The following is a 21,832-nucleotide window of genomic DNA, read 5'->3' as shown; positions in this document are numbered from 1 at the left end:
AACTATTGTATGGTATCTTTCCATAGCTTCTATTAGAAAACTATTATTAAAAATTAACTCATGAAAATAGTTTCATGCATCAAATATCAATTAGAATGGCTTCAAAATCAGAAAAATAACCCTATAGAGTGATGCCAATCATTAAATTTTCAACCAACAAACATCATCCTCATCTCTGCCAATATTACAATTAAAACGTTCATTAAAATCCTTATCAATTTATATATGCCCAGCTTTTCATAACTGAGAATATCTGGAGAAAAATAGACAAACATTGCTACAATACCAAAGAAACGCTTGCGCCTTATCATAATAAGGCCCCCCATCTTAAAATCTTTGCGTAAAACATAGCTTTTCCACTTAATCTTCATCTCAGTAAAAAAATCTATTCAAAGGTTTTTTTACTGTTTCTATTGTAATGGCCAAACCCACATTAACATCGGAACCGCAACAATTGCTATCAACACTGCCAACGGAGCACCAAAACGTGCATAATCACTAAAACGATAACCACCAGGCCCCATTACTAACATAGTACATTGATGCCCAATAGGTGTAAGAAAATCACACCCAGCGCCTATCGCAACAGCCATTAAAAAAGCCTCAGGTTTATAATGAAGAGAATGAGCAAAACTTGATGCAATTGGTGCAATAACCATCACTGTTGCTGCATTGTTTAAAAATGGTGTTATCAGCATTGCTGTAATCAAGATAAGTGCTAATGCACCAGATGGTGGTAAAAATACAGCCATTTGGCTAAGCCAACCACCAATCAAATCCGTGCACCCTGTTTTTTCCAATATTTCACTTACTGGAATAAGAGTTGCTAATAACACCAATATTTGTCCATCTAAAGCATGGTACAAATCCCGCATTGGAAGAATCCGAAAAACGACCATCGCAATAGCTGCAGAAAAAAAAGAAAATGCAACCGGAACAATTTGAAAAGCTGTCGTAATAATTGCTACAAACAAAATAGCTAAAGACATAAGGCCATGTCGTAAATTACCGAACATGATATTGCGTTTTGCTAAAGGAAGACATTTCAATTCTCTTAACAAGCTCGGAATAACCATATCCTGTCCCTGCAAAACAATAACATCCCCGAGACGGAAAACAACATCACCAAGCCTACCACGTACCCTTTCACATTGACGACTTAAAGCAAGTAAATTTACATCATAGTGATCAAACAACGAAAGTCTTTTAGCACTGATACCAATAAGAGGAGAATTATCTGTAATAACAGCCTCAACAATATCAAGCTGGCTACCTTTATCACCTACAGAAAGAGTACGACCAGTAGCAAATTCTAAGCGAGCTGAATTAATCACAGTGTCTAGCCCTGTATGTGAGCCTTCCAGCAGAACAGTATCATCTTTGGCAAAAACAAAATCTGGTAATGGTGAAATGGATACTTCATTTCTAATGATCTGAATAACCATAACTTCACCGCCTGATGGTTTAATGAGATCAATAATAGTTTTTCCTACAATGGGAGAATTAACGGGAATACGCACTTCTGAAACATAATTACAAATATCAACAGCATCATCAAATGATGTGCTTGAATGCGCACGGATAGGTAAACGCCAAGAAAAAAATATTAAATAGAAAACTCCAACAGCAGCAATTGTTGCACCAACCGGTATAAAATCAAACATAGTGAAAGGGATTCCTTCTAAACGTTCTCGCATAGCTGAAACAACAATGTTGGGAGAAGTGCCTATCTGTGTCATGAGACCACCTAATAAAGAACCAAATGCCATTGGCATCAAAAACACAGATGGTGAAACATGAGAACGGCGAGCAAATTGGAAAGCAATCGGAAGCATAATAGCTAAAGCACCAATGTTTTTAACAAACATTGATAAAAGAACCACAGAAATAACTAAAAAAGCTAATTGAAGTTTTACTGACTTTACATCAGGCCACATTCGTTGAATAATATATTCCACAATGCCAGAGCGTGACATAACTGTGCTGATGATAAACGCACTACCTACGATAATAACAATATCATTACTAAAACCACTAAATGCTTCCTTCGGATTAACAAGACCAAGAATGCAAGCAATCAACAATGTGCAAACAGCAACGATATCATAACGAAACCGACCCCACATAAAAACAGCCATCATGAGACCAATAATAGAAAAAGCCATTATTTGATCTTCTGTCATAATACTAACGACTCCCTGTCAGCTTATAATCACCAACATCATATATTCCCTTTTATCGTTCCTTTAGTCAGTGACATAAAAAACAACACATTATTACTCCTTAAAAATGATTAAACATGATAAATAAGGTCATAATTAGTGCATAGTTCCTTATTCATGATTATAGTTTCATGTAAAATATTGAAAAAAACTGGTGACAGTTGATAAAAGCTTGTTGAAAAAAAAATTATGATGATCTTACATCAAAGGAAATAGACAGATATGTAGTTGATATACATCATATCTGAGCTTTTATCGTTGTTTAAAGAAATTTATTTATACTCTCAGCATATAGTGACAAAACTGAAAGAAAAAATAATGATCAATTTTAATAGTTGGTATCGCAATAACCTAAAATATTGGTTGACGTATATTATTGGATTTGTTGCTATTTTAACAATAGTAGTTATTGGTGGTTTTTATATGGCAAAACCCCACCTTGATAGCTTTGTAAAAAAAGAAATAGCCCGTCGTTCTATCAATGCAGAAACATCCGAAGTCAGTATTCTAGGTAAAATAAATTTGACTAACGTCACTCTACCAACCCCAGCTGATACATCACTTAAAATTGGTTCTATTTCAGGACGTCCCCCCATTGCATTCATTCCTGGTGCTTTCACACTTTATGATATTGACTTAACATATAAGAATGTTCGTCTACAAGTTCCTAAAATCTCCATTAATAATGTATCCTTGAAAAACAAAGATGCTACGATCACGTCTTCCTTTTTGCAATCGTTTATGCGTATTGATATTTCATCAATTAATGCACCAGATATATTACTTTTCATAGAGGATGAGAATAAGCCAACTGAAAGAATTAATATCAAGAATTTTCAGCTTTCTAATCTTCAAAATGGTCGTATTCATTTCGTTGGTATCAAAGATATAACGACCAATATAAGTCTTGCAAAGACAGCTGCAGATAGTACCAAAAAGATATATCTAATCGTTAAAAGTAACCCAATAAAAGCCCATAATATTGATGTGGGTTATGTTTATTCTATCATTTCTGATAAAAACAACGTCAAGAATCAAGGCAAAACCGTTATTGGTCCTATCACATTGGGTAATGTAGTAGCTGATATTTTTGAAGGAGAAGAAAAAAACACTTCTTTCTCCTTTGGAAAATTTGAAACATCTGGCTTAAAAATACAACCTCTCGATCAGCCTTTAAAAAAACTTATTCAAGATTACCTCAGCGCAAAAAAAACAAATAATCAAACAGCACAAAATGCCATTCTCGTAAATGGCCTCTCAGCTATTACCTCAGTTGATGCTAAAATTGATAAAGTAATTATTGATACACCACAGATAAAAACAAACCTTGAATCATTCCAATTAAAATCAGACCAATGGCAACAAGCCATACCAGAAAATCTTTTGCTCTCTCTTAATGGCCTTTCAATCTTACCTAAAAAAATGGAGAGAAAAGACTTAGATTTTCTTAAAAATACGGGCTTTGAGCACCTTGATGTTTCAGGAAAGCTTGATATCTCTTACAATGAAAAAGAGCGTATCCTTTCGCTTAATGCAATGTCTTTCAACGTCCAAAACATTGGCTCTGGAAAAATTTCAGCTAGAGTTATTGATGTTGATAAAACATTCTTCTCTGGTCAAAAGGACGCAATGATTGCTGCTTCTCAAAATCTTGGCATCTCTGAAATTGACATATGTTATACAGATGCTGGCCTTATTGATAAAATCTTTTCTTATCTTGCACAAAGTCTTAACGATAATAAACATGATCTCAAACAAGAACTTTATGATAATTTTTATTTAATCGTGACCCAAAGCCCCAAAATATTATTAAAAAATCATGATGAAGCTGAAAATATTTCGAAAGCCCTCGGCAATTTTGCTAGAAATCCACAAACATTAAAAATAAAAATAGCAGCAAAAGATAATAAAGGGCTTACAGCATCTGATCTTGAAGCCGCTTTGCAAAATAATTTATCAGCTGTTCTTAATAAAATGAGTCTTACTGTTAAAAATGAAGCATCTCATTAAAAACATAATTGGTTTTAAAATTGGAGAATTACCATCCCCTCTTTTCTTCATATAATACTATAGATATACAGAAATAGCTTATAAACAAAGCATCTATGAATAAATTGATATTTGGAGTTTTTTATGCCTGATTTATCCTCAAATCGCTTACCAAATCGAGCCTCTCTCGTCACAAATCGGGCACTTTCCGCAATTGAGCGTTTTCTCCATATCGAGGCGGTAAGTGGTATTGTTCTTTTATTGGCAGCTGCAACTGCGCTCATACTTGCTAATTCTAAATATTCTTCTTCTTATGAAGCATTTTGGCATACACCTCTTGGCTTTAATTTTGGCTATTTTAATTTATCATGGGATCTACATTTTTGGATTAATGATGCTCTTATGACTGTGTTTTTCCTCGTAGCGGGAGTGGAAATTCGGCGTGAAATTCACGAAGGTGCTCTTGCCAATTTTAAACAAGCAATTTTACCAATTGTAGCAGCAATAGGTGGAGTTTGCCTTCCTGCAATTATTTATCTGAGCATTAACTTAAATGGGGGGATACTTATGGTTGGGCTGTGCCGACAGCTACCGATATTGCTTTTGCATTAGGTATTCTCGCTCTTCTTGGGAAAGCAATTCCTTCTAATCTTCATATCATTCTTTTATCATTAGCAATTATTGATGATATTATCGCTGTTCTTATTATTGCTTTTTTCTACTCAACTAATTTAGATCCCAGTGGTTTAGCTATCGCAGCAGCAGGTATTGTTTTAGTCTTATTTTTTCAATGGATTGGGTTTGCATCAGCGTGGCTTTATATTTTGCCTGGTGCAATCATTTGGTGGGGATTAATGATAACAGGCGCTCATCCATCACTTGCCGGCGTAATTTTAGGCATGATGACCCCAGTCTTACCTACCCGTAATCTTGTAGCTCCGCTTACAATGCTAAGCAACGCAGTTGAAACACTTCAAGAAAAAAACACAAGCACAGATCTTCATCATATATCAAGCACATTAAAAAAAGTGCGTAGAGGACAACGCGATATAATCGCACCTGTAACACGGGTTCAAAAAGCGTTACATCCATGGGTAGCGTATGGTGTGATGCCAATTTTTGCTTTTGCAAATGCTGGCGTTAACTTTGCAAACTTTGACCTCTCTTCTGACAAATCATTTTTGATTGTTCTCGGCATTATCATGGGACTATGTATTGGTAAACCGCTTGGTATTATTGCAGCTAGCTATTTAGCAGTAAAATCAGGTCTATGCCGCCTTCCTCCTAATGTAGCATGGGCGGGTATATTATTAATTGGATTTTTAGCAGGTATTGGTTTTACAATGTCAATCTTTGTTTCAATGCTTGCTTTTAAAGATGTTGTTCAACTTGATTCTGCAAAAATTGGTGTACTTTGTGGATCTGGCCTTTCTGCCCTTATTGGCCTTGGATATGGCCTCTTTTATATCAAAAATAATAAAAAGCGTGTCACAAATTGCAATTAACTAAGCCATAGAGCTTACTTTAAGCTAAAACTTTGAAAACATTTAAGGCTTTAATTACATTCAATGAATGACAGCACATGATTATTTTTTTGATTTCAGTCATTCATCATAGGCAATAAAGTGCAATTTATACCTACAAGAATCTTTTAAAAGCGCATACAATTTGCATTCACACCAATGTAGCTTGATTAAGCGTAAACAAACCACATAACACTCTAATAATAAACACCTTAATAATAGACTCTTTTATATTTTTAGAACAAAATAAAAAAAACTTTATGCTCATAATAGCTGATGTAAAAAACAAGAAGCAATCTTAGTAAGGCTCTTAGCTAGAGTACAAGTACATATAAAATCTAAATATGCCTAATTACTTGGAAAATATTTAAAATTAAAAATACTTATCCTATCTCAAGACCATAAACAGCATGCAAAGTTCTTACTGCAAGTTCAGTATAAGCACTATCAATTAAGACAGAAATCTTAATCTCTGAAGTGGTAATTGCTTGAATATTAATGCCTTTTTCAGCCAAAGCCTTAAATGCTGTAGCTGCAACCCCTGCATGACTGCGCATACCAACACCAATAACAGAAACTTTTGCAAGATCACTCTCAGACTGAATAACATCAAACCCAATCTCTGCACGATTTTTCTCAAGAAGTGCAACAGCCTTATCTACATCAGCTGATGGTACAGTAAAAGTCATATCAGTCTTTGAACCGTCTTCAGAAATATTCTGCACAATCATATCAACATTGATACGCTCTTCAGCCAAAGGGCCAAAAATTGCTGCAGAAATACCCGGACGATCCGCCAGCCTACGTAGTGAAATTTGTGCTTCATCTTTAGCAAAAGCAATACCAGTAACATTTTGTTGTTCCACAATCTCATCCTCATCGCAAATAAGTGTTCCAGGGGGATTAACTGAACTGCACATGTCCACAGCATCGGGATCTTCAAAACTTGAGCGTACAAAAGTACGAACTTTATGGACCATAGCTAATTCAACAGACCTAACTTGCAAAACTTTTGCCCCAAGAGAAGCCATTTCAAGCATTTCTTCAAAAGCCACTTTCGGTAAACGACGTGCCTTAGGTTCAACTCGCGGATCAGTTGTATAAACACCATCTACATCTGTATAAATATCACAACGATCAGCCTGCAAAGCCGCCGCCACTGCAACAGCACTTGTATCTGACCCACCTCGTCCCAAGGTAGAAATTCTATTATTTGGAGCTAATCCTTGAAAACCAGCAATAACTGCTACCTGCCCCTCTTGAAAACGCTGTATTAAAAAAGATCCATCAATATCTACAATCCGTGCACCGCTATGTGCATTATCAGTATAAATAGGGATTTGCCACCCAAGCCATGAGCGAGCATTCACTCCCATCGCTTGGAGTGTAATAGCCAACAAACCTGCTGTTACTTGTTCCCCAGAAGAAACGATTACATCATATTCACGAGCATCATGCATTGGTGAAGCTTCACGCGTCCACTGAACGAGCTCATTTGTTTTACCGGCCATTGCAGATACCACTACTGCAATCTCATTACCCGCATCTACTTCTCTTTTGACATGTCGAGCAACATTATGAATACATTCAATGTTTGCTACAGATGTGCCACCAAATTTCATGACAATACGTGCCATTTATAATACTCTTATATTTCTTATTTCAAATGAGACAGTTAGAATAAGGTCCTGTCGCCGTATCAAATTTCTTTTCGACATAACCAATATCTATAATTTTCGCAAGCCCAGCGTGATTATGTTAATTTACTCTTGACTTTAGAAAAATCTACCTGACTTGATAATATAAAAATAAAAGGAGAGTGATATGATAAATAAAGCTCACACTACGATTGATCAGAGTGAAATTGATCATTTTTCACAAATTGCTTCTGAATGGTGGAATCCGCAAGGCAAATTTCGCCCCCTCCATCAATTCAATCCAACACGCCTTGCTTATATTAAAGAAAAAATCTGTTTAGAATTTGATCGTGACCCTATGTCCCTTACGCCTTTTGAAGGTTTGAGGATTCTTGATATTGGTTGTGGGGGCGGCTTATTATGTGAACCAATGGCCCGCCTTGGAGCCACTATTATAGGAGCCGATGCTTCGCAAACCAATATCGAGGTAGCAAAAACCCATGCAATCCAAAGCGGTCTTTCAATTGATTATCGCGCCACCACTGCAGAAACACTTGCAGATGAAGAAGAACAATTTGATGTAATTCTCAACATGGAGATTGTTGAACATGTTGCCGATGTTAATCTCTTCATGTCGGCCACTGCCAAAATGCTCAAACCACAAGGGCTTATGTTTGTCGCAACACTTAACCGTACATGGAAAGCTTGGGGGTTAGCAATTGTCGGTGCTGAATATATTCTACGTTGGCTCCCAAAAGGAACTCATGACTATAAAAAATTTCTAAAACCTCAAGAGCTTAAAAAGCTATTATCTCAAAATACCCTATCCGTTATTGATGAGATTGGCATTACTTATAATCCATTAAATGATAGCTGGAATCGCTCAAAAGATATGGACGTTAACTACATGCTTCTTGCAAAACGGTTTGAATAAGCTAACCATAACAGATAATTATTAGGCACTTTTGAGTAAACAGTCGAGTTTACCTTCAGCATCTAAAGCATAAAGATCATCACAACCTCCAACATGATAATCACCTATAAAAATCTGAGGAAACGTATTACGCCCATTCGCTCGTTGTACCATTTGTTGGCGAAGGGAAGTTGATGCATCAATATCTGTATATTTGACGCCCTTTTTATCAAATAAAGCACGCGCTTTTGTACAATAGGGACAACCGGGACGTGTATAAAGTGTTATTTCTTTCATAATATTTCTCCAATGTTTTTTGATATAATCAATCTTTAATCACTTCTCAAGAGTGAGACAAAACAGAAACGTCTTTTAATACGCGCGAAAATGTCAGTACATCAACTTGTTGTGCACCTGCACGTTTTAATGTTGCAGCTGCTGCAGTAATTGTTTCACCTGTTGTCAAAACATCATCAATCAGCAAAATAGAACGCCCTTTTAAATGCTTTTTAATTTTATGAGGTACCTTAAAAGTGCTTTGCACATTAAGTTTTCTTTCCTTAGCAGATAAACCAACCTGTGGACGAATATGCCGAGAACGAACAAGCCAGCTAGGTTTAAAAGGTTTTTTCCGTGCTGCTGCAATATAACGGGCAAGTTCAGCAGATTGATTATAACGTCGCCAGAAAAAACGACGAAAATGCAATGGAACAGGTATAATAACATCGCAATCATCAAGAAGTTCACGCCCTGCAAGTACCATCCAATTAGACATAAAACGTGCTAATTCTAGACGATCACTATATTTCAATTGGATTGTCAAAAGTCGCGCTAACCCCTTATGAACAACCACTGAACGAACACGTGAAAAAGGAGGAGAGGCTTGAATTGCTTCACCACTAAGAAAACCTTCTCCCATATCGTAAGCAAAAGGAATCCCCATAACAGGACAATAAGGTTTCGTAATAAATTGAAAATCTTTCCAACAATCAGAACAAACCGTACTATAAGCAGAAACAATTTTCTTACATCCAGGGCAAGTCGGTGGATATAAAATTTTTATTAAGGACTCAATGAATTTACCCAACATATCCCCCTATTTTTAAAAATCTCAAAAGTATCACTTCATCAGTTTATTCTTTCATAGCTTTGTAGCATAAGACATTTTTTTTACGTTTCAAAACCTATAAAATTTGATTTTTTCAAAAATACTCAGTTTTATCAAGCTATTTCGTCGTTCCTTTTTCATCATAAGCTTGATATAGCATTGCATCATAATAAACTTATTTAAAACTATATCCCCAAAACAGGAAATGGTAAGCGATATGTCTCATCCTCTTATTTTTGACCATATCCGCATTGAACAATTTCGCAAACGCGCTTTTAAAAAAGCAAAAGAGGGATATGATTTTTTATTATCCTATGTTGCTGAGGATCTTTACAAACGTCTAAAAACTGTTGAGCGTCAATTCACACTAGCTCTAGATTTACATAGCCATACGGGCCTTGCTGTACAAACTTTAAAAAAATCTGGCAAAATTAGCTCTATAGAACGTGTTGAAACTGACATTCTTTACCAAAGTCATGATCAAAAATTTCATTTACGTGACAGAGAATTTCTTGATTTTCCACCACACTATTGCGATCTTGTTGTTTCGCTTCTCTCACTACAATTAACCAATGATACCCCTGGTGTTTTAAAACAAATAAAGGACATTCTTAAACCAGATGGCCTATTTCTTGCAGTTATGACTGGAGCTGGAACATTAAGAGAATTGCGAGAAAGTTTGCTTCAAGCTGAACTCGAAATTTATGGAGGAGTTAGCCCAAGAATTTATCCTTTTGCCGATATTCGTGATGTAGGAGCTATTTTACAACGTGTTGGTTTTGCTATGCCCGTAGTGGATATCGAAAATATCACAATACGCTACAATACAATGTTTGATCTCATGCATGACCTTAAAGCCATGGGGATGCAAAATGCGTTAATTAACCGCTCACAACGCCCTGTGTCTAAGCGCTTTTTTCTTCGCGCTGCTGAAATCTACGCACAACAGTTTAGTGATCCAGATGGTCGCATTCGCGCGCATTTTTCTTTCATATGGTTATCCGGCTGGGCACCTGATCAAAATCAACAAAAACCCTTACGTCCTGGTTCAGCGCAAATATTCCTTGTTGATGTTTTAGAAAAACAATCAAAATAACAATGAAAAAACCGCAAATTTTATAGAAAAATTATTTTTCAAAAATGCTCTTATCCGTTGTGCGTAATATTTGACTTGTCATAGCTCCAGCCAACATTGAACCATTAACGTTAAGAGCTGTACGCCCCATATCAATTAAAGGTTCAACAGAAATAAGTACGGCTACCAAAGCAATAGGGAGCCCCATAATTGGTAAAACAATTAATGCAGCAAAAACAGCACCACCACCAATACCAGCAACTCCAATAGAACTCAAAGTTACTACCCCAACGAGAGTAGCAATCCAGATAGGGTCGAAAGGATTAATACCAACAGATGGTGCTATCATGGTTGCAAGCATAGCTGGATAAAGACCTGCACAACCATTTTGGCCAATCGTTGCACCAAAAGAAGCTGCAAAACTTGCAATTGATTGTGGTACACCAATCCATTGGGTTTGCGCTTCAATATTTAGAGGAATAGTAGCACTACTTGAACGGCTACTAAAAGCAAATGTCAAAACAGGTACAACTTTTTTGAAAAAACGAAATGGGTTAATGCCTGATATACCAAGCAACACACCATGAATTCCAAACATAAGAATAATACCAATATAAGAAGCAACAATAAAAACTAGTAATTTAAAAATATCAGCAACATTTGAGGTTGCACCCACCTTAGTCATAAGAGCAAAAATACCATAAGGCGTTAACGCAATTACAATACGTACTAACCACATAACCCAAGACTGTATAACTTGAATAAATGAAAGAGCTTTCTCCCCTTTATCTGGATCATCTTTCTTTAAAAGAAGAACAGCAGATCCTAAAAACGCTGAAAAAATAACAACCCTAATAATAGATGTACGTTCAGATCCCATTAAGTCAGCAAATGGATTTTGGGGAATAAATGATAAAATTAATTTTGGTATATTTATTTCTCCAACTTGAAAAGTATTCCCGCCAAGAACAGCAGATATATCCTCCCCTCCATGCACTAAACCATTCGCTGTTAACCCAAAAAAGTTAACTACTAAAATACCAACCAATGCTGAAATACACGTTGTAAAAAGTAATATTGAAATTGTTACTACACTAATTCTGCTAACAGCATAAGAAGAATGCAAATGCGCTACCGCTGAAACGATAGAGATAAACACTAATGGCATAACAATCATTTGCAACAATAATAGATAACCATCTCCAATAATGTTAAACCATTCAACAGATTTTAATAGTGTTGACTCGCCTTCCCCATAAATAAACTGCAAAGCACTTCCAAAAATCAGGCCAACAATAAGACCCAACATAACACGTAGCGCAAAACCCCATTTGATTTTTTTACTTTGAGAAAGCAATAATAAAAAAATAATAAATAGAAATAAATTAATAAAAAAATTAAATGTCATTGCTTATGCCTACTATTTTTTGTGCTTTACATTAAAAAATAATATATAATTTAAAATTCACTCGTAATATTAAAAAATATAGAGCTTACTACATTTTTACAAAATCATTATTTTTATTAGTTATAGGCCAGAAACGAATTTTCACCTATTCATAGTTATATAAAAATAGAAAATAAATAAGCTGATTTTTACATATCTGCAAAATTCTATTTTAAAGAATATAATATTTCTTTCATAAATAATAAGCTACATGCAATCACTATCGCATCTCAATGAAAAACAATATATAAAAAGCCATAAACAGTAATGATGGAGCGATTGATCTTAAAGAGAAATAAGAAAATCCTTGGGGATAATCACAAAACACCTTTTTGGAGTTAGATCTATCTAAAGCCTCCTTTTATCAAAATATTTAATGAACAAAACGTCCATTTTTCAATATTTTCTCCACTCATAAACATATTACAGAAGAAAGTTTTTCAACACCTGCACTAATGGCTTATCAGCATCAGGCATAGAATATTTATCAAGATCGTTAATAAAAATCCATTTTAAATTTTGCCCTTCTCGTCCTTGAGGGATACCCCTATAATGGCGACAGATATAAAATGGCATTAATAAATGAAATGTTTCATAACTATGGCTTGCAAATGTTAAAGGCAAAAAATTATTTTTTTGAACATGAATATCAAGCTCCTCCTTTAATTCACGAATCAATGATTCCTCTGGTGTTTCCCCCTCTTCAACCTTTCCACCAGGAAATTCCCACAAACCACTCATTGATTTTCCTGGAGGCCTCTTTGCAAGTAAAACTCGATTATCTTTATCCAACAATGCACATGCAACGACAAGAAGAAGTGAGCGTTTTATCTGCATTACTTGTCTCCAACAGTAATATAACTCTAACCTCTTCTATTATCTCCCCTTAAAGAATTGAAAAAGTTTGAGTGTCTAATAATTAAAAGAGAATGTATACTTAATATCTGAATTTATATTATATCAATTAACTTCTATAGTCGCCATTAATTGCAACATATTCTTTTGTTAAATCGCAAGACCAAACTGTTGCTTTACCACTTCCAAGACCGATATCAACACGAATCGTAATGTATTGGTTTTTCATATAAGTGCTCATCATCTCTTCACTATAATCAGGATCACGCTCTCCATTAACAGCCACACGATGTTCGCCAAACCAGATTGTTAAGAAATCGCGATTTGCTTCAACACCAGCTTTTCCAACTGCCATAACCACCCGCCCCCAATTAGCATCTTCACCCGCAATAGCCGTTTTTACAAGGGGTGAATTTGCAATTGATAGAGCAATGCTTTTAGCGGCACTATCTGTTGTGGCACCAGTTACACTAACTTCAATTAAATGACGGGCCCCCTCACCATCACAAACAACCTGTAATGCAAGTTCATGCAAAAGCTCACTCAATTGCTTTGTAAATGCCTTATAACGCGGATCTGATTTACTCGTCAGACAAAGGGAATTGCCTGTTACTTTCCCTGTTGCAAATAACATCAATGTATCGGATGTTGAAGTATCACTATCAACAGTAATGGAATTGAAAGATCCCTGAACCGCCTCTGATAACATAGATTGAAGTATATCAGAAGCAATTGCTGCATCAGTTACTACAAAAGAAAGCATTGTTGCCATATCTGGAGCAATCATACCAGAACCTTTTGCAATTCCATTAATGGTCACAACTTCCCCACCAAAGTCAAATCTGCGTGTTGCAAGCTTTGGAAACGTATCAGTTGTCATAATAGCTTTTGCAGCTTCTAACCAATTTCCTTCTTCTGCTTCAGTAGCCATATTGGGCAAAAGATTTAATAAACAAGAGGCACTCATTAATTCGCCAATAACACCAGTAGAGGCCAAAAAAATTTCATTTTCTCTAGCCTTTAAGATACTTGCTGCAGTGTGTACTATTGCATCTGTTGTTTGCTTACCTTTATGTCCTGTAAAAGCATTTGCATTCCCAGAATTAACAACAACACCCCTCGCAACTCCATGAGAAAGCGATGCACGACAATGATCCACAGAAGAAGATGGACATTTAGAACGTGTAAAAACACCTGCCACATTTGCTGGCTCATCAAATACGATCAAGAGAAGATCTGTACGATTTTTATATTTAATCCCAGCTTCCGCCGTTGCCATCCGTACACCGGATAATGGCGGAAGCTCTTGTATTGTTTTGGGAGATAAAGGCGATATCTGTACAGCCATTACGTATTTTCCCGTCAAAATCAATTAAATCTCAGGCAATTAAATAACTGCTGAAATTTTTGAAAAAGAAAAAATATCAAATAACCTAGATTGAAAAGATATTATTCCTCTTCTTCATTGGATGTTTCACCTGGAAGGGCTGCATTATTTTCATTAAGTGATTGCATGAGTTTTGCAATATGAGAATCAGGATATTTCACATCTACCTTATTACGCAAATCAATGATTAATGCATGATAACGATCTTTCATAATCTGTGTACGCAATACCTCTTTAACATCATCAAATGCAGGAGGTTGTTTTGGTCGACGATCTTCCACTTTGATAATATGCCAACCAAATGGGCTCTCAACAGGCTTTTTAGTGTATTCACCAACTTTCAAACTAAATGCAGCATCTTCAAAGGGTTTAACCATTTGACCATAACTAAAATAACCAAGATCACCGCCTACAGAAGCCGAACCATCTGTTGAATCCTTTTTTGCAATCTCTTCAAAACTTTCACCCTTCTTTAAGCGTTTAATAATAGCTTCTGCTGCTTCTTTCGTTTTAACCAAAATATGACGTGCTTTAACCTCATCTTCTTTAGGTAAAGCAGCAACTTCCTTGTCATAAAGAGCTTGCAAATCAGCATCTTGAATCTTATCAACAACCATCTGTTTAAAATAAAGCTGCTGAAGAACATTATCACGCATAATTGCCATACGTTTATCATAAACTTCTGTTTTATCGATACCTTTTTCAATTGCTGCTTTAGCAAACGCTTGCATATCTAAATAGGCTTTTAAGACTGTTATACGACGCTGTTCATCAGAAAGACGTGCCAAATTAGGATTTATTTCAAGTGCTAGCTCATCCAATTCACCCGCTGTAATACTCTTCCCATTAATAATGGCCATAACGTGAGAAGGCGCAATTGGTTTTGCTGAGGCTTTATCCAAAGTATTTAAATCATTTGGTGCAGATTTTACGTGATCTTGAGCCACTACACTCAAACTCGTGCTTACCAATAAAGTTGATGCCACAAAGAGCGTTGTTAATTTGAATTTCATAAATATACTCCCTTAAGAATGAATGTACTTCCAGGCTTCAATTTTTATCATAGCACTTTAATCTCTAACATGATAAATAAATCAGCAATTTTGTTAAAAAAACACAGAATTTATCCTTTTATCTTGTTTTACTGGGATAATATATACCATGACCATAATGAAAAATGTCATATTATACCCTAAATCATTCTATACTCTATAAACTAAATAATATTCCTAAAGTTGACACGATGAATTTAGCCTTTTATCTCTATGGTAAAATTTAAATATAAAGAAGTTACCTACTAGAAATATGATAATACTGCCCACATTTTGATTGTATCAAGTACTTCTAAGAGATACAAAATAGGGACGATATATTTGAATATTGAAGCGACCAAGCGCAATGGTAATAAATAAAAGAAAGGACCAGGAATGGTCAATTTAGGTGTTTTTGTGCGCAAACTTTTTGGTTCGGCTCATGAGCGTCGTATCAAAACTTTTCGCCAAAAAGTTGTACAAATTAATGCGTTGGAAGAACAATTCCAAAAATTAAGTGATACACAGCTTTGCCAAAAAACTAGCGAATTTCGTCAAAGATTAACTGAAGGCGCAACTATTGATTCGCTCTTAGTGGAAGCCTTTGCAACTGTCCGTGAAGCAGCAAAACGCGTTTATAACATGCGTCCTTTTGATGTACAGCTCATTGGTGGAATGGTTCTTCATGATCGAGGCATCGCTGAAATGCGTACCGGTGAAGGTAAAACATTAATGGCAACTTTGCCAGTTTACCTCAACGCATTAGAGGGAAAAGGTGTTCATGTTGTTACTGTGAACGATTATCTTGCTAGCCGTGATGCTGAAGCAATGAGCAAAATTTACGGATTTTTGAGTCTAAGCACAGGTGTTATTCTGCATGATCTCGATAGCGATGCTCGCCGAGCAGCCTATGCGTGTGACATTACCTATGCGACAAATAATGAATTGGGTTTTGATTATTTACGTGATAATATGACCTTTAGCCCTAACCAAATGGTTCAACGTGGACATCATTATGCAATTATCGATGAAGTTGATTCAATCCTCATAGATGAAGCACGTACCCCTCTTATTATTTCCGGTCCTTTAGAAGATCGCACCGACTTCTATAATCTTATTGACACATTTATTTCTTCTCTAACTCCAGAAGACTACGAAATAGATGAAAAACAAAAAACAACAATTTTTACCGAAATTGGTACTGAAAAAATTGAAAAAATGCTTGAACAAGCCGGGCTTCTTAAAAGTGGAAGTCTCTACGACATAGAAAATGTTGCTACTGTTCACCATATCAACAATGCCTTGAAAGCCCATAAACTATTTATTCAGGACAAAGATTATATTGTCCGTAATGGTGAAATCGTCATTATTGATGAATTTACAGGTCGTATGATGCCAGGGCGGCGTTATTCTGAAGGTTTGCATCAAGCACTAGAAGCCAAAGAACATGTAGCCATTCAACCAGAAAATCAGACATTAGCATCTATTACTTTTCAAAACTATTTCCGTATGTATAAAAAATTATCTGGTATGACGGGGACTGCTGTAACAGAAGCTGAAGAATTCAATAATATCTATGGCCTTGAAGTTGTTGAAATCCCTACAAATCTTCCGGTGCAACGTCTTGATGAAGATGATGAAATCTATCGAACAGCAGAAGAGAAATATCGTGCCATTGTGCGAGACATTCGTCAAGCACACGAAAAAGGACAACCTATCCTTGTAGGTACTACTTCTATTGAAAAATCAGAACAACTAGCAGAACGCTTACGCAAAGAAGGTATTACCAATTTTAAAGTTTTAAATGCTCGCTATCATGAACAAGAAGCATATATTATCGCACAAGCTGGTGTTCCTGGAGCATTAACCATCGCAACAAATATGGCAGGCCGCGGCACTGACATACAGCTTGGTGGTAATGTTGAGATGCGAATTCGACAAGAGCTACAGGATATCCCTGAAGGCGCAGAACGAACTGCTAGAATTGAAGAAATTATAAAAGACGTCAAGCAACTTAAAGAAAAAGCATTATCTGCCGGTGGTCTTTATGTTCTTGCTACCGAGCGCCATGAAAGTCGTCGTATTGACAATCAGCTTCGTGGTCGTTCTGGACGTCAAGGCGATCCGGGTCGTTCAAAATTCTTTCTTTCACTTCAAGACGATCTTATGCGTATCTTTGGTTCCGACCGTATGGATAGCGTACTGCAAAAACTTGGGTTGAGAGAAGATGAAGCCATTATCCATCCATGGATTAATAAAGCGCTTGAAAAAGCTCAAAAAAAGTTGAAGCACGAAACTTCGAAATCCGTAAAAATCTGTTAAAATATGACGATGTGATGAATGATCAACGCAAAGTTATTTTTGAGCAGCGCATGGAAATTATGAATGCAGAAAATTTGACGGAAACAATTAGTGAAATGCGACATGAGGTGGTTGATAATTTGGTAGAAGCCTACATCCCATCTGGAACATATTCTGAAAAATGGGATACGAAAGCTCTGCAAAAAGAGCTCCATCAGCTTTTTAATCTTGAACTACCAGTGGAAGAATGGGCAAAAGAAGATGGAGTTGCTGAAAAACAAATTTTTGAACGCGTATTAGAAGCCGTTACCAAACTTGAAAATGAGCGTGCTGAGCAATATCGTCCAGAAATTATGGCCTATTTTCATAAAGCTATATTACTTGAAACAATTGACACATTATGGCGTGAACATCTGGTTAATTTAGATCATTTACGTTCTATTATTGGTTTTCGTGGGTATGCCCAACGAGATCCTCTCAATGAATATAAAACAGAAGCATTTGAACTCTTTCAAACCATGCTCAGAAATCTACGTAGAAATGCTATTTCTAAACTCATGCGTTTTGAAGTTATTCAACAACCTACAGAACCAACAGCACCTGTGCAAACCTGTATTGACCAGTCTGCTCCTGATAATCAAAATGAAAAAAATGATACTTTCTTGTGGGCTCGAACACAAGAAAATAGGTTTGTTGATCCAACTGAACGTAACCCCAATGACCCAACCACATGGGGAAAAATTGGACGCAATGAGCTTTGTCCTTGCGGTTCAGAAAAAAATATAAACATTGTCATGGCTCCTTCACATAGAAGTAGACAGTTAAGATGGACAAAAAACAAAACTATGAACAAGTATTGCGAGCTGCAGGTTTAAGGATAACACGCCAAAGGCGTATTATCCTCGATATTTTAACCGATACAGATGACCACCCTAATGCATTTGAAATTTTTCAGCGTGCAAACAAAATAGATTCTAGTATTTCACTATCGACTGTTTATCGCACAATGAAAACATTAGAAGAAAATGGAACAATTCATCGCCACGCTTTCAGTGGTGGACCATCTCGTTTTGAACAAGCAAATGGCCAACACCATGACCATCTTATTGATGTGGAAACAGGACACATTATCGAATTTCAGTCTGATATTATTGAAAAATTGCAAGAAGAGATTGCCCATTCTCTTGGCTACAATATAATTCACCATCGTCTTGAGCTTTATGGGAAAAAACGTAATTCTTAAATTGGTGATTTTATGTGCCTTATTTAGAAATTGCCCACGCAAAATAAGTTTTACACAAATTCGCTTTAGAATTTTACAGTTTTCATAGTTAAAAACGTTTTTTTGCTTGATCAAGCCTTTACCATATGATGATTATACGAACTATTAATATTATAACAAATTAGGCTAATATTGCCCATGGTTTCTTTGCCACAAAACCGTATAAAGCAAATTGAAAAGCGCTTTGAAATAATTGAAAGCCAAATGGCCGGAAGCCCAAATGCTGAAACTTATATAAAATTAGCTTCTGAATATGCAGAATTACAGTTAATCGTTACTCCTATACGCACATTAAATGCTCTCTACAAAGAAATAGAAGAGCTCAAAAACATCATTAGTGATAAACAAACAGATGTGGAAATGCGTAATCTTGCTCAAGAAGAACTGTCATTATTATGTCAAAAAATTGAGCAACTTGAGCGGGAACTCCAAATTCTTCTTCTACCCAAAGATATTGCTGATGAAAAAAGCGCCATTATTGAAATTCGAGCAGGAACAGGTGGATCAGAAGCAGCGCTTTTTGCTGGTGACCTTTTTCGCATGTATGAACGTTATGCCAATACTCATAACTGGAAGGTTGAAATCATTTCATTAAGTGATGGAGATGTTGGTGGGTATAAAGAAATTGTTGCTACTGTTTCTGGCAAAGGTGTATTTTCTAAACTTAAGTTTGAATCAGGTGTTCACCGTGTACAACGAATCCCTGAAACAGAAGCTGGTGGACGTATTCATACATCAGCTGCCACCGTTGCAGTACTGCCAGAAGCAGAAGAAATTGACATTGCAATTCATCCAGAGGATATTCGTATTGATACAATGCGTGCTTCTGGTGCAGGTGGGCAGCATGTAAATACAACGGATTCAGCTGTACGTATCACCCATATTCCAACAGGAATTATGGTTGTACAAGCAGAAAAATCACAACACCAAAATCGAACACGTGCACTCCAAATTTTACGCGCGCGTTTATTTGATATTGAACGACAAAAAGCAGAAAATGAGCGTTCAGAATCTCGTAAAACTCAAATTGGCTCTGGTGATCGATCGGAACGTATTCGTACCTACAATTTCCCACAAGGACGTGTGACTGACCATCGTATTAATCTTACTTTGTATAAGCTTGATCGTGTCATGGAGGGAGATCTTGATGAACTTATTCATGCACTTATTTCCAATCATCAGACAGGACTCCTTACTGAAATGGATGATAACAAGTGAGTGATCATTCTCTCAACAGTACCATCCGGAGAACCCAAGAAAAGTTACAATATCAAGGAATTCCTGAAGCCAATCTTGATGCAAAGCTACTTGTTGAGTGGGTAACAGGCACAACCCTACTGATCGAATTCTGCAACCAAATATGCGTCTGTCTTCTAAACAGATCGCACAATTAAAAAAAGCCATACAGCGCCGTATTGCTGGAGAGCCCACCCATCGTATTATTGGAAAACGAGATTTTTATGGTATATCACTTACTTTATCTCAAGATACATTAGAACCACGCCCTGATACAGAAACACTTGTCGATCTCGTTTTGCCAATTCTTAAAAAACAGGTAGAAAAAACAGGGAAAGCAACTTTTCTTGATATGGGCACAGGAAGTGGTGCCATTGCTATTGCTATTCTCAAACAAATTATTCAAACTTATGCAATAGCTGTTGACATTTCTGAAGATGCTTTAAAAACAGCTACAAAAAATGCAAAGCATGCAGACATTGCGCAACGTTTTACACCTTTGCTTAGTGATTGGTTTACTTCTGTCACAGGCCAATTTGATCTTATTGTTTCCAATCCACCCTATATTCCAGAAAAAGATGTTCAAAACCTTGCAAAAGAAGTTCGTCTGCATGATCCGCTACGTGCTTTAGTTGGTGGAAAAGATGGCCTTGATTTTTATCGAAAACTCGCACATGAATCAGCAAACCACCTAAAAGAAAAAGCTTATGTTGCTGTTGAAATCGGATATTCTCAGCAAAAAGAAGTCTGCGATTTGTTTAAAAAAAACGGTTTTGAATATTTAAAAATGCGCAAAGATTTAAATGGCATACCTCGCGCACTTCTTTTTTCACTTAATGCTTAAAATTCCCAGTCGTCATCTGTGGTTGCAACTGCTTTACCAATAACATAAGAAGAACCTGAGCCTGAAAAGAAATCATGATTTTCATCGGAATTTGGAGATAAAGCTGCCAAAATAGCAGGGTTAACTCGACAAACTTCAGGTGGAAAAAGAGGCTCAAAACCCAAATTCATTAATGCCTTATTCGCATTATAATGAATAAAAACTTTAACATCTTCTGTTAATCCGATAGCATCATAAAGATCTTCAGTGTATTTACATTCAATACTGTAAAGATCAAACAACATATTAAAAGCAAAGTCTTTTATTTCTTGCTTTTTAGCTTCATCAAGTTTAGCAAACCCTAATTGAAATTTATAACCAACATAATAACCATGAACCGCCTCATCGCGGATAATAAGCCGGATTAAATCAGCTGTATTAGTCAGCTTAGCACGACTTGACCAATACATAGGTAAATAAAAACCAGAATAAAATAAAAAGCTTTCAAGCAAAGTCGAGGCAATTTTTTCTTTAATGGATCACTTGCTTCATAACGTTCAAGCACTAATGTTGCTTTTTTCTGTAAATTAGCATTTTCTTCTGACCATCTGAAAGCATCATCGACTTCTGCTGTTGAACATAAAGTTGAAAAAATAGAAGAATAAGAACGTGCATGAACCGCTTCCATAAATGCAATATTTGTCAAAACAGCTTCCTCATGTTCTGTTATTGCATCAGCCATAAGTGAAATGGCTCCTACAGTATTTTGAACTGTATCAAGCAAAGTCAGACCCGTGAAAACACGAATTGTCAGCTTGCGCTCTTCCTCTGTTAAACTTGCCCATGAAGGAATGTCATTGGAAAGTGGTACTTTTTCAGGCAACCAAAAATTTCCAGTTAAACGATTCCAAACTTCAAGATCTTTTTCATCATGCAACTTATTCCAATTTACAGCGCAAATAACAGGATTTTTAGTTGAAATTCGTGTCATATAATTTTCCTT

13 protein-coding genes and 4 pseudogenes are annotated in these 21,832 nt (G+C 36.2%); 8 read left to right on the top strand and 9 right to left on the bottom strand.

All coding sequences use genetic code 11. The features are described 5' to 3' along the window. Positions 1–410 precede the first annotated feature (410 nt). Entirely contained in the window at positions 411–2,183 is a 1,773-nt protein-coding gene (locus BscR1v2_RS01635; protein WP_078689487.1) for an SLC13 family permease, read from the bottom strand. 357 nt (positions 2,184–2,540) lie between these two features. On the opposite strand from BscR1v2_RS01635, the gene BscR1v2_RS01630 reads away from it, so the two are divergent. Both BscR1v2_RS01630 and nhaA read left to right on the top strand, forming a co-directional pair. Further along, positions 2,541–4,232 carry a hypothetical protein gene (locus tag BscR1v2_RS01630; protein ID WP_078689486.1) on the top strand — a complete coding sequence of 564 codons (1,692 nt, stop codon included), beginning with the start codon at positions 2,541–2,543 and terminating at the stop codon, positions 4,230–4,232. 123 nt (positions 4,233–4,355) lie between these two features. Beyond that, positions 4,356–5,716, top strand: a pseudogene (gene nhaA / locus BscR1v2_RS01625) (Na+/H+ antiporter NhaA). Between the two features lie 401 nt (positions 5,717–6,117). Here nhaA and BscR1v2_RS01620 read toward each other — a convergent pair. Then, positions 6,118–7,371: an aspartate kinase gene (locus BscR1v2_RS01620; protein ID WP_007477971.1), complete on the bottom strand. Its 1,254-nt coding sequence runs from the start codon at positions 7,369–7,371 to the stop codon at positions 6,118–6,120. A gap of 187 nt (positions 7,372–7,558) precedes the next feature. Here BscR1v2_RS01620 and ubiG point away from each other — a divergent pair, with 187 nt between their 5' ends. Next, positions 7,559–8,305 carry a bifunctional 2-polyprenyl-6-hydroxyphenol methylase/3-demethylubiquinol 3-O-methyltransferase UbiG gene (ubiG, locus tag BscR1v2_RS01615; protein ID WP_078689485.1) on the top strand — a complete coding sequence of 249 codons (747 nt, stop codon included), beginning with the start codon at positions 7,559–7,561 and terminating at the stop codon, positions 8,303–8,305. 21 nt (positions 8,306–8,326) lie between these two features. Here the strand turns inward: ubiG and grxC are convergent, their stop codons facing one another. Then, the gene (grxC, locus tag BscR1v2_RS01610) at positions 8,327–8,581 is read right to left on the bottom strand and encodes a glutaredoxin 3 (protein WP_010703447.1); all 255 of its coding nucleotides are present in this window, start codon (positions 8,579–8,581) and stop codon (positions 8,327–8,329) included. Between the two features lie 46 nt (positions 8,582–8,627). Beyond that, the gene (locus BscR1v2_RS01605) at positions 8,628–9,374 is read right to left on the bottom strand and encodes a ComF family protein (RefSeq protein WP_078689484.1); all 747 of its coding nucleotides are present in this window, start codon (positions 9,372–9,374) and stop codon (positions 8,628–8,630) included. Positions 9,375–9,609: 235 nt separating this feature from the next. Here BscR1v2_RS01605 and BscR1v2_RS01600 point away from each other — a divergent pair, with 235 nt between their 5' ends. Then, complete coding sequence (locus BscR1v2_RS01600; protein WP_078689483.1) at positions 9,610–10,488, top strand: methyltransferase domain-containing protein; 879 nt, start codon at positions 9,610–9,612, stop codon at positions 10,486–10,488. Between the two features lie 31 nt (positions 10,489–10,519). Here the strand turns inward: BscR1v2_RS01600 and BscR1v2_RS01595 are convergent, their stop codons facing one another. The 4 genes from BscR1v2_RS01595 to BscR1v2_RS01580 all read right to left on the bottom strand — a co-directional run bounded on the left by BscR1v2_RS01595 (position 10,520) and on the right by BscR1v2_RS01580 (position 15,169). After that, positions 10,520–11,875, bottom strand: a complete 1,356-nt coding sequence (locus tag BscR1v2_RS01595; protein WP_078689482.1) for an L-cystine transporter — start codon at positions 11,873–11,875, stop codon at positions 10,520–10,522. 462 nt (positions 11,876–12,337) lie between these two features. Further along, positions 12,338–12,751: an 8-oxo-dGTP diphosphatase MutT gene (mutT, locus tag BscR1v2_RS01590; protein WP_078689481.1), complete on the bottom strand. Its 414-nt coding sequence runs from the start codon at positions 12,749–12,751 to the stop codon at positions 12,338–12,340. 127 nt (positions 12,752–12,878) lie between these two features. Next, on the bottom strand, positions 12,879–14,117 hold the full coding sequence (gene argJ / locus BscR1v2_RS01585) for a bifunctional glutamate N-acetyltransferase/amino-acid acetyltransferase ArgJ (protein ID WP_078689480.1): 1,239 nt from the start codon (positions 14,115–14,117) through the stop codon (positions 12,879–12,881). Positions 14,118–14,218: 101 nt separating this feature from the next. After that, positions 14,219–15,169: a peptidylprolyl isomerase gene (locus tag BscR1v2_RS01580; protein ID WP_078689479.1), complete on the bottom strand. Its 951-nt coding sequence runs from the start codon at positions 15,167–15,169 to the stop codon at positions 14,219–14,221. 414 nt (positions 15,170–15,583) lie between these two features. Between BscR1v2_RS01580 and secA the strand changes: the two are divergent. From secA to prmC, 4 genes and pseudogenes are all read left to right on the top strand, one after another. Continuing rightward, a pseudogene (gene secA / locus BscR1v2_RS01575) lies at positions 15,584–18,299 on the top strand (preprotein translocase subunit SecA). A 15-nt stretch (positions 18,300–18,314) separates the two neighbouring features. Beyond that, the gene (locus tag BscR1v2_RS01570; RefSeq protein ID WP_010703440.1) at positions 18,315–18,731 is read left to right on the top strand and encodes a Fur family transcriptional regulator; all 417 of its coding nucleotides are present in this window, start codon (positions 18,315–18,317) and stop codon (positions 18,729–18,731) included. Between the two features lie 177 nt (positions 18,732–18,908). Beyond that, positions 18,909–19,988: a peptide chain release factor 1 gene (gene prfA / locus BscR1v2_RS01565; protein WP_078689478.1), complete on the top strand. Its 1,080-nt coding sequence runs from the start codon at positions 18,909–18,911 to the stop codon at positions 19,986–19,988. Next, a pseudogene (gene prmC / locus BscR1v2_RS01560) lies at positions 19,985–20,850 on the top strand (peptide chain release factor N(5)-glutamine methyltransferase). Before prfA ends, prmC begins: the two are co-directional and overlap by 4 nt. On the opposite strand, the pseudogene nrdF reads toward prmC, so the two are convergent. Next, positions 20,847–21,820 (bottom strand): annotated as a pseudogene (gene nrdF, locus BscR1v2_RS01555) (class 1b ribonucleoside-diphosphate reductase subunit beta). The pseudogenes prmC and nrdF sit on opposite strands and share 4 nt — an antisense overlap. Positions 21,821–21,832: the final 12 nt, after the last annotated feature.

This window comes from Bartonella schoenbuchensis R1 (assembly GCF_002022685.1).
Taxonomy (GTDB): Bacteria; Pseudomonadota; Alphaproteobacteria; order Rhizobiales; family Rhizobiaceae; genus Bartonella; species Bartonella schoenbuchensis.
Note: the sequence above shows the minus strand (reverse complement) of the source record. Positions and strands in the feature narration are given on the sequence as shown.

Excerpts from the sequence above, each read along its gene's own strand:
- BscR1v2_RS01635 (WP_078689487.1), bottom strand. The coding sequence starts at position 2,183 with ATGACAGAAGATCAAATAATGGCTTTTTCTATTATTGGTCTCATGATG.
- BscR1v2_RS01630 (WP_078689486.1), top strand. The coding sequence starts at position 2,541 with ATGATCAATTTTAATAGTTGGTATCGCAATAACCTAAAATATTGGTTG.
- BscR1v2_RS01620 (WP_007477971.1), bottom strand. The coding sequence starts at position 7,371 with ATGGCACGTATTGTCATGAAATTTGGTGGCACATCTGTAGCAAACATT.
- ubiG (WP_078689485.1), top strand. The coding sequence starts at position 7,559 with ATGATAAATAAAGCTCACACTACGATTGATCAGAGTGAAATTGATCAT.
- grxC (WP_010703447.1), bottom strand. The coding sequence starts at position 8,581 with ATGAAAGAAATAACACTTTATACACGTCCCGGTTGTCCCTATTGTACA.
- BscR1v2_RS01605 (WP_078689484.1), bottom strand. The coding sequence starts at position 9,374 with ATGTTGGGTAAATTCATTGAGTCCTTAATAAAAATTTTATATCCACCG.
- BscR1v2_RS01600 (WP_078689483.1), top strand. The coding sequence starts at position 9,610 with ATGTCTCATCCTCTTATTTTTGACCATATCCGCATTGAACAATTTCGC.
- BscR1v2_RS01595 (WP_078689482.1), bottom strand. The coding sequence starts at position 11,875 with ATGACATTTAATTTTTTTATTAATTTATTTCTATTTATTATTTTTTTA.
- mutT (WP_078689481.1), bottom strand. The coding sequence starts at position 12,751 with ATGCAGATAAAACGCTCACTTCTTCTTGTCGTTGCATGTGCATTGTTG.
- argJ (WP_078689480.1), bottom strand. The coding sequence starts at position 14,117 with ATGGCTGTACAGATATCGCCTTTATCTCCCAAAACAATACAAGAGCTT.
- BscR1v2_RS01580 (WP_078689479.1), bottom strand. The coding sequence starts at position 15,169 with ATGAAATTCAAATTAACAACGCTCTTTGTGGCATCAACTTTATTGGTA.
- BscR1v2_RS01570 (WP_010703440.1), top strand. The coding sequence starts at position 18,315 with ATGGACAAAAAACAAAACTATGAACAAGTATTGCGAGCTGCAGGTTTA.
- prfA (WP_078689478.1), top strand. The coding sequence starts at position 18,909 with ATGGTTTCTTTGCCACAAAACCGTATAAAGCAAATTGAAAAGCGCTTT.